The sequence below is a fragment of the Streptomyces sp. DvalAA-14 genome (genome assembly GCF_900091855.1).
Classification (GTDB): Bacteria; Actinomycetota; Actinomycetes; order Streptomycetales; family Streptomycetaceae; genus Actinacidiphila.
This window is the reverse complement of sequence record NZ_FMCH01000353.1, coordinates 21,914-32,331: the sequence shown is the minus strand read 5'-3', so window position 1 is coordinate 32,331 and position 10,418 is coordinate 21,914. Positions and strand designations below refer to the sequence as shown.

The window sequence follows — 10,418 nt, the reverse complement described above, 5'->3', positions numbered from 1 at the left end:
GGGCCCTCGGCAGCCGGGCGCCGGACGGGTGGCGGGACCACTCGGCCCAGCCGACCCAGCCGTAGCGGCGGGACCGGGCGCGGCGGCGGGAGCAGCCGGGCCAGGAGCAGCGCGCACAGGGCCAGCGCGACACCCGCGACCGCGACCGTCTGGCTCATCAAGCCGAACAGGACGCGGTAGACGTCCGGCCGGTTGCTCACACAGTTCCACGCCTTCGTACCGCACACGCCGATGTACACCGGCGCGGGCATCGCCAGCCCGGCCAGGGCGGCGGTGATCAGGGCGGCCAGCAGCCCGCGGGACAGCCGGCTGCCGCCCGGTCCCCGGCCGGCCGCGAAGGCCGCCCCGGCGCAGGCGGCGATCGCTATCCACTCGGTGACGATCGAGACGTAGGTGACCTCGTCCGGGACGTGGGCGTACAGCCGGGCACCCCCGACAACCCCCTGCAGGACGAGGACGAACCCGAAGGAGCCGGCGACGGCGAGGAGCGCCGCGACGGAGGCGACGACCACCGGCCGGCGCGACCGGGCCGGGCGGGCCGGCCGGGCGAGCGGCTCCGGGTCGGGGCCGAGCGCCTCCCGCGCCCAGTCGGGAGCGACCGGCAGCGCCCGCCGGGACGCACCGGCGATGACGAACAGCACCGGCAGCGCCAGCGCCGGGGCGCATCCCGGAAGGGCCGACAAGTAGTCGAGCGGGAGGATGTTGAGGTAGCCGCCGGCGGCCAGTGCCCAGTGGCTGATGGCGGCCGGCGGATCGCCCAGGGAGACATCGACGATGCTGACGGTGTCCCGCATGGCGAACCAGGCGAAGAACACCGGGGCCGCGCCGAGGGCGCCCAGGGCGATGGTCGCGGCGATCCCGGCGCGCAGGGAACGGCGGCTGACGGGTATCCAGGCGATGGCGGCTTCGGTGGCCCACTGGTGGAGCACGATCACGATGACGGCCAGCGTGAGCGCGGTGGTGGCGACGACGGCCGACTGCCGAGTCCACCCGTCCGCGAACACGCCCCAGGTGCCGGCATTGGCGTAGAGGACCGACAGGGGCTGGCCCAGCAGCAGGCCCGCGGTCAACGGGAGCGTGGTCCGCCACGGTGAGGGACGGATTCCCCCCGGCAGTACGCCGAGTTGGGCCCGCCACGTCGTGACGCAGACGAAGCCGACGATCAGCAGCAGGGCGACGGCGACGGCAGGTCCGAGGATCCCGATCTGGGCCAGCAGGACCGAGCCGGCGCTGCCCCGGACCATGCGCCGCATCAGGTGTGCGACCGGGGTGCCGTGGCCGGAGGGAGACACCAGGTAGCTGATCCACCCGGTGAAACCGAGGTTGACGGCGATCAGCGAGATCGCCATGCCGGCCGCGAACGCCGCCGGCACACCGGGCGCGTACAGCACCGATGAGTCGTCGAGGTCGCTGACGCGCTGTCGTGGGGAGGGGTGGTGGCCGACGGAGGTCCGCAGCCGGGCGATGGGCGTGGGCGCCGCCCCCGCGCGGTCCCCGGTCGCCAGGGCGCGGCGCACCGCGGCCTCGTCGGTGAGCGCGGCGCGGGCGTCGGCGTGTGTCTCGCGGACCCGCAGCACAGCGTTGCGGGTGAGGTACACCAGGCCGGTGAGCAGGACCAGCGCAAGGATGGAGTGCAGGTCGGGGGTGCGCGCCCGGACGTCGTACGCGCTCGGGTGCGCCGGGTGCCGGAAGACGCCGGGGGCGAAGAAGGCCACCAGGAAGGGCAGCACGACGACGGCGACGTACGTCCGCCAGGCCGCGTAGGTCACGTAGGTGGGGCGGTTGTCCCGGTTGGCGAGGTGGCCCAACTCGTGCAGCACGATGCCGTCGAATTTCTGGGGATCGGTGGTCCGCAGGAGCAGCAGGCCGGCGTCGAGCTTGAGGTAGGTCCGCCGCTGGTGCCCGAAGGCGCGGGCGCCGGTGTCGCGCGCGTAGGAATTGAGCCGGCACTGCGGTCGCGGCCCGCCCCCTGGTCCGACCCGCTCCGCCAGTTCGGCCACGCGGGCGCCCATCGCCTGCTGGTCGGGACGGTCGAGGCGCAGCAGGGTCAGTCCCTCGCGCCGGAGCCGGGGCAGTCGGCGCCACAGCCACCGCGGCGAGCCGCGGCGCAGTCCGGCGGTCGCGGGGTGGGCGGTGTGCAGGATGAACCAGGGTGTCAGGGCGTAGGCGACCGCGCTGATCGCGGCCACCAGGAGCATTCCGGACAGCGACCAGCGGGTGAGCGAGCCGACGTACGGGGAGGTGCAGCCCAGCACCACCGCGGTGTCGGTGAGCGGGCCCTTGCCGTTGACGACGCCGGTCAGGCGCACGGCCGACATGCACCGCGCCGCCTGCCGGTCGCTCTCGGGGTGGACCAGCAGGGAGAGATAGCCGTACAGCGAGCCGGTGCTGGCCAGGATCACCAGGACCAGCGTGGCGAACCGCAGGGTCGTCGCGGACGGCACGACGTCGGGGCCGGTGAGCAGCCTTCTGCGCCAACGGGCGGCGGCCGACGGATCGGCGGCCGGTTCGCCCGTCGCGGCGCCTGCTGCGGCGCCGGTGTCGCTCACCATCGCGCGGCTGCCTTCCGGTAGGCGGTGGCGGCGGTGTCGCGGGTGAGCGCGGTGTCCACGGCGAGTCCGTCGTGCGAGACGACGATCACGGTCCCGCTGTGCCGGATGGCCCGCACGTCCATGTACAGGGCCGCGCCGAGCGCGGGAATGGTGCCGGTGAAGCGGGTGGTGGTCGACTGGTCGCCGACGGCGGGCAGGGAGAGCGGCGCCGCGCGGAAGGAGACCTCGAATCCGTCGACCTCGCCCGAGAACGAGGCGCAGGCGCTGGGCATGCCCTGGTAGGCCGCCATCGCGCGGGCGGCTCCGCTGCCGGTGTACTGCAGCAGGGTCTCGCTGAGCGAGGTGCCGGTGGCGTCGGCGAACACCACGCTGGCGGAGGCGCTCGCGCCTTTCGGGTCGGACGCCAGAACGGGGCAGGCGGCCAGCGACGAATCGCCCGAGCCGGGGGCCGGCCCGGTCTGCCGGGTGAATCCGTCCGGGACGTCAGCGACGGCGAGCAGCGCCGCCCTGAGGTCGGCGGCCGACGGGACATGGGTGGCCGGCGGACGGGTGGTGGCCGGGCGGGCGCTCGGGGTCCGGCTGGGGCGGCTCGGCGGTTTCGGCGGGTGCGGGGAGTGCGGGGAGTGCCCGGGCGGCGAACCGGCGGGGGCCGACGTGGTGCCGGGCCGGCTCGCGGTCGGGGCGGCGCTGAGCTGACCGCCTTTCCCGGGAGGCGTGGACGTGGGTGACGGCTCGGCCGAGCCGGTGGTCGTGGTCGTGGCTGTCGCGGTTGTCGTCGTTGCCGTGGTCGGCGCGGTGGTCGCGGTCGGCCGGGTCGGCCCCGCGGCGGTGGGTGCGCCGGTGGCACGGCGGTCACCGGTGCCGGAGCCGCACGCGCTCGCACCGCCGGTCAGCGCCAGGACCAGGACAAGACCGCCCATGGTACGCCGAGTAATTGCTCTCATGATTCCCCCTGCTGTCCATCCATCCGCCCCCCGGCAGACTTATTGCGCCGCGCCGACGCGATTCACCACCGGCGCACCGTTCTTGCCACTGGGATTTCCGGTACGGAGCACCGGGAAACCTCAATTCCCCCGATGGTGTGAGATGGGGTCAGACGGTGCTGGCGTTTCGGATGGGGCACGGTGACCGACCGGCACGTATCAACTCGCCGCATTTATGCGCCGGGATATGCGGACCGGACGAGACATCCGTTCCGGGGACCCCGATCGGGAGCCACAAGGTCTTCTTGCCGCTGTACCGGCTGGTCGGCGACGGTGGCGGCTAGTGCCGGTGCCGGTGCTGATGCCGGCGCTGATGCCGGTGCGGGAAATGGCCCGGAATTCCGGTGCGCAATCCGCGATGAGCGTTCCGGCGGGAAGGCCGCTCACCCCCGGGTCCGGTGGCTGCCCGAACCGGGGCCCGGCTCACACCGCCTTCTGGTCGAGGCCGCGGAGGCGGGTCAGTTCGTCCGGCGAGAGCCGCAGTGCGCCGGCGGCGATGTTCTCGGTCAGGTGGCCGGGGTCGCCGGTGCCCGGGATGGCCAGCACATGCGGTCCGCGGTGCAGGGTCCACGCCAGCCGGACCTGGGCGGGCGTCGCGCGGTGTGCGCGGGCGACGGCGAGCACTTCGTCGTGGTGCGTGTCGCTCGCACGCGCCTCGCGCCGCTCACCGGCGATCGCGAAGTACGGGACGAACGCGATGCCCTGCTCGCCGCAGCTGTCCAGCAGACCGTTGGCGTCCGAGAGCCGGCGGTCGAGGCCGTACCAGTTCTGCACGCAGACCACCGGCGCGATGGCTTGGGCTTCGGCGAGATGCTCGGGCTTGACACTGGAGATGCCCAGGTGGCGGATGAGGCCGGAGTCGCGCAACTCGGCCAGGGCGCCGAAGTGCTCGGCGATCGACTCCTGGTTCATCCTGCGCAGGTTCACGACATCGAGGTGGTCACGGCCGAGTTGACGCAGGTTTTCCTCGACCTGGCCGCGCAACTGCTCGGGCGTGGCCGGGGGCAGCCACGCGCCCGACGGATCCCGTCCCGGCCCGACCTTGGTGACAATGACCAGGTCTTCGGGATAAGGGGCCAGCGCACGGTTGATCAGTTCATTGGCCGAACGCGCGGGTGAAAAGTAGAACGCGGCGGTGTCGATATGGTTCACGCCGAGCTCAACCGCCACGCGCAGGAGACGAATCGCGCGATCGCGGTCGATCGGAGCGCCGTCGGAGTTCCCCCTCATCCCGTTCCCCGTCAGACGCATTGCTCCGAAGCCGAGCCGATTGACCTTCCGGTCGCCGAGCTTCCAGGTGCCTGCCGCAGCCGCCGTCATCGGTTCTGAAATCACCATGTCCTGCCTCTCCTTCGCATGGGGAGCGCCCGGAAAAGGGCGTGCCGATCGTTCGGCGCGGCCGGCGTCCTTTCCTGAGGGCGCCAGGATGGGCCGAGTTCACCGCTGCCGACCTCGGAGTATGGAGTCCCGGTCGCTACCGCGAGAAGGCACGGGCCGGGCGGGAAATCTCACACGGATTCGCGGAACGAAGCGGCACCGCCGAGGCGTTGGAGAATACGTGAACGCCGCACACGTAATGCGGCGCTTCAGGAGTTCTGTCCGCGCGTATCGGGGTGCCGCGTTGCCGCCGACTCGGCGCGCCGCCGTGCGTCGCGCTGCCTGACCGCTCAGCGCAATGCCGCGACGAAGGCCGCTTCATGGCCCGCGATGTGCGCCTGGTCGGCGCGATAGAGCACATCGTGCCCCTGCGCGATGTGCTCCGCGAAGGCGGCCACACCGGCCGCCGCCCGGTCGTGCATGTGCCTTACCAGATCCGCCAGTCGGCCCCGGGCGACCACGGGGAGCGCCACGCGGGCGGCGGCGTCCAGTCCGTAGGCGTCGGCGAACAGCGCCAGCCGACGGGTTTGTTCGGCTACCGGCGCCGTGAAGTCCGGGTTGCCGGGGCCGGTCAGGGGCACGAAGCGGTAGGCGGCGTACGCGACATCCCAGACCCGGGGGCCAGGGTGGGCGGTGTCGAAGTCGATGAAGGCGACCGGCCGGCCCTGCCGGAACACGCAGTTGTAGGGGGCGATGTCGCCGTGGCAGACGACATCGGCGGGTTCACGCGTGGGGCGGTACCACCGGGCACCGGCGGGCGGGACAAACCCGACCGTCGCGTCGTGGTAGCCGCGCAGCAGCACGGCCACGGCTACCAGGGCCGCGTCCGACCGCACGGCCCGCGCCAGCGGGTAGTCCGGCACGTCGCCCGGCAGATGGTCCAGGATTTCCCTCCCCTGGTCATCGAAGCCGTGCGCCAGCGGAGCCCCGGCGAAACCTGCCGCACGGACGTGGGCAAGGAGAGCGTGCACCGCAGGGCTCCAGGGGCCGGCCGGCCGCCGAACGAACCTGCCGGTGCGTACGACGTGGTTGACGCCCCCGCCGGCCAGGACTTCCTCCCCGCCTGCCGCCGCCATCAGGTCCCCCCTCTGCTTGTGCCGATCCGCCGATCCGCGCCGCCGACTGCCACCCCGCCGACAACGCTTCGACGGTGGCCCGGGGCACGCCCAGCAGCGTCAGCAGCACCGCGTTCGTCCAGCTGGTGCGGTCCTTGCCAGCCGCCCGCGTCGCGGAGGTTGCGCGCGTCGGCGGCGGTGGGCCGTAAGTACCAGCGGGCGGCGGGCGGGCTCCCCCGCCGGCCCGCCGGGCGGCCCGGTGCTGTCAGGAGGAATGTCCCGCCGTTGGTGCCGCGATGCCGCCGGCGACGATCTCCCGCAGCGCCGCCACGTGGCCGTCGAAGGCGTCCCGGCCGGTGCTGGTGAGGCGGGCGCGCACCTTGCGGCGGCCGCCGCTCGAACGCCGTTCCGTGACGACGTATCCCGCCTCCTCGAGCGTCGTGAGCTGCTTGGAGAGCGCCGAGTCCGACAAGGCCAGACGGTCCTTGAGGAAGGTGAACTCCGCCCAGTCGACGGCTGCCAGGGTCGCCACCAGCGACAGGCGCGTGCTGGGGTGGATCAGCTCGTCGAACTTCGCCGGCATCATGCCCGAACCCACCGGCGCAGGACGCGGAGGATCTCCGGCCCGCCGAACCCGACGACAGCCGCGACCAGCACCGTCGCCCAGATCCCGGCATGGCCGGCACCGTCCGCGTCCAGCGCCACCGCCGCGGCCACGGTGAGGCCGACCAGCCCGGCCAGCATGCCGACGACGACCAGCGGGATGCGGTGGCCGGCGACCGCCGAACTCACCTGCAGCCGGTCGGTCCGACGGCGTCCGTCCAGCAGACGGGAGGCGACCGTGGTGTGCCCGACACTGAAGGCCACCGTGGCCATCCCGGCCGCCCACGACGGCAGCACGTCTCCCAGCGTGCCCAGCACGACCCAGCCGGCCGCCATCGCCCACCAGTATCCACGCGGCAGGCCGATCTCCTCGGCCACCTCCTGCCGGGCGCGCTCGACCACGTCGAGCGCGCTGCGGGCCTGCTCCGGGGCAACATCGTCCATGACAGCACCTCACTTTCCCATCGGGAAAGCCACGATCTCACTTTCCTGCCCGGAAAGTCAACAGGTGCGCCATCGGCGAGCGAGCGGAACCTGCGGCCGCCACAGCGCTCCGCGTCCGCACCGCCCCGCGTCCGCACCGCACCGCCCACCGGACCGAACCGGACCACACCGCGCCGCCCGCCGGGCCGGCCCCCTCGCGGTCCCGGCCGGGAGCCCGACGAGCCTTGAGCCGGCAACCCTGCCTCCGCCCTGCGGAGGAAGCAGTTGTCGGATCTCCCTAACGTCAGCTGTTCGTGAGCGACTTGCCCTCGATCGAGTGACCATGGTCGGAACTGCCCCCTGACGCAGGTATTTTCCTCCCTTTCGGAGTTTCATCCTTGATGGGAGAGAAATGCGTATCAGCAATGCCCTGACGGCTTGCGGGCTGGCCGCGGCGGTAGTTGTCGGCGGCGCCGGCGCCGCCTCCGCGATCGGCAACGACGAGGGGATCACCACCGCCAACGGCAACGGCTCCACCCAGGCGTACGGCAACACGGTCACCGGCGGTGAACTCAGCCCGCAGGTCGGCCTGGTGCAGGGTTCGCTCAACAAGCTGTGCGCCGGTGTCCCCGTCAAGGCGAACGTCGGCTCGCTGGTCGGCATCCTGATCCCGGTCACAGCGCAGGACATCCAGGTCCTGTCCTCGCCGCAGAACCAGCAGTGCGCCGAGAACTCCACCCAGGCCAAGGGCGACGAGCCGCTCTCCCACCTGGTCGACGACGTCCCGGTGCTGTCCGGCAACGGCGTCGCCAACCACTGACGCCGCGCCCGTGAGCGGCGCACGGAGCTGACCGGTCCGCAGCGCCGCGGCCAGCAGCAGGACGCCGCGAAGGCCGGGCCGGGACTCCCGACGGGGATCCCGGCCCGGCCCGCCCGCCCCCGGAACCGGCCGACCGCCCGTCGGCCCGCCCACGCCGCGACCACCCGTCCCGAACACGAAATACATTCCACGTCGGGCGACCGAACGCTAGTGTCCTGGCGCAGCGAGTCGACACACGAGAAGTACGAGGAGTACGAGCAGTACGAGGAGTGGCAGACATGGTCGGTCGTCCGACCACGCGTTGACGTTGGAGGCCGTCCGGCCTGTCATCGCGTGCTGCCCTTGGTGGTGCGGCACAGCGAGCCTTCTCCTGCCCGAACCGCCGGCGCCCCTGGGTGCGCGCCCGGTCGCGGGCCTCGTTGTCGGCAACCCGAGGGATCCCTGTGCCGTCCGCTGTCTCTGCCATATCCGACGCCGGTCGCCCCGCAGCGTCCAGCCTGTGGCTGGACGGTGACTTCCGCGGGCTCTGGGTGGGGCAGACCGCCTCCCAACTCGCCGAGCAAGCCGGCCTGGTAGTCCTTCCGCTCTTCGCGGTCCTGACCCTCGGCGCCGGCGCCACCCAGTTGGGCGTCCTGCGCGCCGTGGGCCAGGCACCGGCCCTGCTGCTCTCCCTCTGCGCCGGCGCCTGGGTGGACAGGTGGCCGAGGAAGGTCATGAAGCCGGCGAGCCCGAGGAAGGCGAGGACGAGGCCCGGTCGGTGGACCGGCCCCCGCGCGGGAGCGGAGGACGGTGCCGCGCCCCGCACGGATTCTGGAATGGTCATGACCGCTCTCCAGTCGCCGAGGGCGTACCGCGATGTGCGGTCCGACCGGAAGGACAGGGGTGACACGGCGGGACGCAAGGGGACGCGGAGGTCCGCGCGAGCCGGCCGGTCGGCGTTCGGTGGACGCCTTCCGGAAGCTAGCACCCTGGTTAAAGTAGGTACCTAGAGGAAAGTGACTTCCCCGGGAGTAACTGTGACCGAATCACCGGAGCCCCGAACCGCACGGCCGGGGCGTTCCGAAGCTGCCGCCCGGACGGCGGTGCGACCCGAACAGGCCTGCCCGATCGGACCGGTGGTGGACATCGTGTTCAGCCGCTGGACGACGCCGATCCTGTGGGCACTGCACACGTTCGGCCGTCAGCGGTTCGTCGAGTTGGAGCGGCTGATCGGCACCATCACGCCGAAAGTGCTCACCCAGCGGTTGCGGCAGATGGAACGCGACGGTCTCGTCGTCCGCACCTACTACCAGGAAGTGCCGCCGCGGGTGGAGTACGAGATCAGCGAGCTCGGCCGGAGCCTTTCCCCGCTGTTCGCCACGCTCAACGACTGGTCGCAGGCCAACCTGGCCCGGGTCGAAAAAGCCCGGGAGGCCTACGACGCCGCCGGGACGCCGGGCCCGGGCCGGCGCCACTGAACGGGCCGGCGCCACTGAACGGGCCGGCGCCACTGAACGGGCCACCGGCACTGAACGGGCCGCCGCCACCGGAGTTCCGCCACGGCCGATCCGGACCGGACCGCGCCGCAGGCGGCCCGCCCAGCAGGGGCAACCGTGCGACCGCAGCGTATCTTTATGACCGGCAGGGCCGAAATATCAGCGTTCCGGCTGTCCGTGATGGAAGCTCTCAGTAGGGTTTGGCCCTCGACATCGGGGGGATCGCTGATGACCAGCACACAAGACCCGGCGGGCGGGGGGTTACCCGCACCGGGCGCCCAGCCCACCGGCTACAACCGGGGCGTTTTCAGCAGGATCGATCACGGGGCCCGGCTCAGCCTCTACCGGGTACTGCTCATACCGCTCGTGCTCGCCCTGACGCTGGCGTTCCATCCGTGGACGTGGGGCGGCTCCTCGGGTTCGGCGGGGCCCGGCGACGGCTACAACCCCGCGCCGTACGACACCAGCACCGACGACGGCAGCGGCGGCTTTCTGCCCACCGACACCGCCACCACCGATCCGGACCCCGGAACTCCCTCGCCCACCGACGACGGGCAGACCGAGGCCGCCGCGCTGGACGCGCTGATCACGCAGTCCGCCGATTCGCGCGCCAAGGTCTCGGCGGCGGTGAACGACGCCGAGCAGTGCGGCGCCGGGCTGAGCGACGACGCCGCCGCCTTCCAGGACGCCGCCGACTCCCGCTCCTCGCTGGCCCAGCAGGCCGGGAACGCGAGCATGGACGCGGTGCTCGGTGGGCCGGACGCGGCCCTCCTGCTCAGCACCGCGCTGTCCCGGTCCGCCGACGCCGACGCCGACTACGCCCGCTGGGCCCAGGCACTGGCCGGCGGCGACTGCGCCCCGAGCACCACGCAGAGCCAGCGGGACTTCCTGGCCGGCGGGAAGGACAGCACCAAGGCGCAGCAGGCCAAGTCGGACTTCGTCGACGCGTGGAACCCGATCGCGGCCCAGTACGGACTGGCCACCCGCAGTCCCGACGAGTTCTGAGCCGCCCCGCATCCCGTCCTGCCAGCCCGCACTCGTGGGAGTACCGAGCCATGACCTTCGACCCCCAGCCGCAGATCCGCCGTTCGCCGGCGTACGACGACAACGACACTCCCCCCGGCCCCGCC

At 72.5% G+C, this 10,418-nt stretch carries 9 protein-coding genes and 1 pseudogene; 3 read left to right on the top strand and 7 right to left on the bottom strand.

Annotation, left to right across the window (positions count from 1 at the left end; translation table 11 throughout):
• The 7 genes and pseudogenes from GA0115240_RS18160 to GA0115240_RS18135 all read right to left on the bottom strand — a co-directional run.
• The coding region (locus tag GA0115240_RS18160; protein WP_093737723.1) for a M48 family metalloprotease at positions 1–2,552 on the bottom strand (2,552 nt) is incomplete at its 3' end.
• Positions 2,546–3,472 carry a hypothetical protein gene (locus GA0115240_RS18155; protein ID WP_093737722.1) on the bottom strand — a complete coding sequence of 309 codons (927 nt, stop codon included), beginning with the start codon at positions 3,470–3,472 and terminating at the stop codon, positions 2,546–2,548. The genes GA0115240_RS18160 and GA0115240_RS18155, both read right to left, overlap by 7 nt.
• Positions 3,473–3,958: 486 nt before the next feature.
• A complete protein-coding gene (locus GA0115240_RS18150; RefSeq protein WP_370673350.1) occupies positions 3,959–4,870 on the bottom strand; it encodes an oxidoreductase in 912 nt (303 codons plus the stop codon).
• A gap of 332 nt (positions 4,871–5,202) precedes the next feature.
• Positions 5,203–5,988: a phosphotransferase gene (locus GA0115240_RS18145; protein WP_093737720.1), complete on the bottom strand. Its 786-nt coding sequence runs from the start codon at positions 5,986–5,988 to the stop codon at positions 5,203–5,205.
• Between the two features lie 64 nt (positions 5,989–6,052).
• Positions 6,053–6,133 (bottom strand): annotated as a pseudogene (locus tag GA0115240_RS38280) (tyrosine-protein phosphatase); the annotation flags it as partial.
• A 99-nt stretch (positions 6,134–6,232) separates the two neighbouring features.
• Positions 6,233–6,553: a winged helix-turn-helix domain-containing protein gene (locus GA0115240_RS18140; RefSeq protein ID WP_093737719.1), complete on the bottom strand. Its 321-nt coding sequence runs from the start codon at positions 6,551–6,553 to the stop codon at positions 6,233–6,235.
• The gene (locus GA0115240_RS18135) at positions 6,550–7,014 is read right to left on the bottom strand and encodes a hypothetical protein (protein WP_093737718.1); all 465 of its coding nucleotides are present in this window, start codon (positions 7,012–7,014) and stop codon (positions 6,550–6,552) included. The genes GA0115240_RS18140 and GA0115240_RS18135 overlap by 4 nt, the downstream gene beginning before the upstream one ends.
• 391 nt (positions 7,015–7,405) lie before the next feature.
• Between GA0115240_RS18135 and GA0115240_RS18130 the strand changes: the two genes are divergently transcribed.
• The 3 genes from GA0115240_RS18130 to GA0115240_RS18115 all read left to right on the top strand — a co-directional run bounded on the left by GA0115240_RS18130 (position 7,406) and on the right by GA0115240_RS18115 (position 10,293).
• Positions 7,406–7,813 (top strand): rodlin, encoded by a 408-nt coding sequence (locus GA0115240_RS18130; protein ID WP_093737717.1) that lies wholly within the window; start codon positions 7,406–7,408, stop codon positions 7,811–7,813.
• Positions 7,814–8,928: 1,115 nt separating this feature from the next.
• Positions 8,929–9,270 carry a winged helix-turn-helix transcriptional regulator gene (locus GA0115240_RS18120; RefSeq protein WP_346267953.1) on the top strand — a complete coding sequence of 114 codons (342 nt, stop codon included), beginning with the start codon at positions 8,929–8,931 and terminating at the stop codon, positions 9,268–9,270.
• A 246-nt stretch (positions 9,271–9,516) separates the two neighbouring features.
• Positions 9,517–10,293: a hypothetical protein gene (locus GA0115240_RS18115; RefSeq protein WP_093737715.1), complete on the top strand. Its 777-nt coding sequence runs from the start codon at positions 9,517–9,519 to the stop codon at positions 10,291–10,293.
• Positions 10,294–10,418: the final 125 nt, after the last annotated feature.

Coding starts and splice junctions, on each gene's coding strand:
- GA0115240_RS18145 (WP_093737720.1), bottom strand. CDS start 5,988: ATGGCGGCGGCAGGCGGGGAGGAAGTCCTGGCCGGCGGGGGCGTCAAC.
- GA0115240_RS18115 (WP_093737715.1), top strand. CDS start 9,517: ATGACCAGCACACAAGACCCGGCGGGCGGGGGGTTACCCGCACCGGGC.
- GA0115240_RS18155 (WP_093737722.1), bottom strand. CDS start 3,472: ATGGGCGGTCTTGTCCTGGTCCTGGCGCTGACCGGCGGTGCGAGCGCG.
- GA0115240_RS18140 (WP_093737719.1), bottom strand. CDS start 6,553: ATGATGCCGGCGAAGTTCGACGAGCTGATCCACCCCAGCACGCGCCTG.
- GA0115240_RS18135 (WP_093737718.1), bottom strand. CDS start 7,014: ATGGACGATGTTGCCCCGGAGCAGGCCCGCAGCGCGCTCGACGTGGTC.
- GA0115240_RS18130 (WP_093737717.1), top strand. CDS start 7,406: ATGCGTATCAGCAATGCCCTGACGGCTTGCGGGCTGGCCGCGGCGGTA.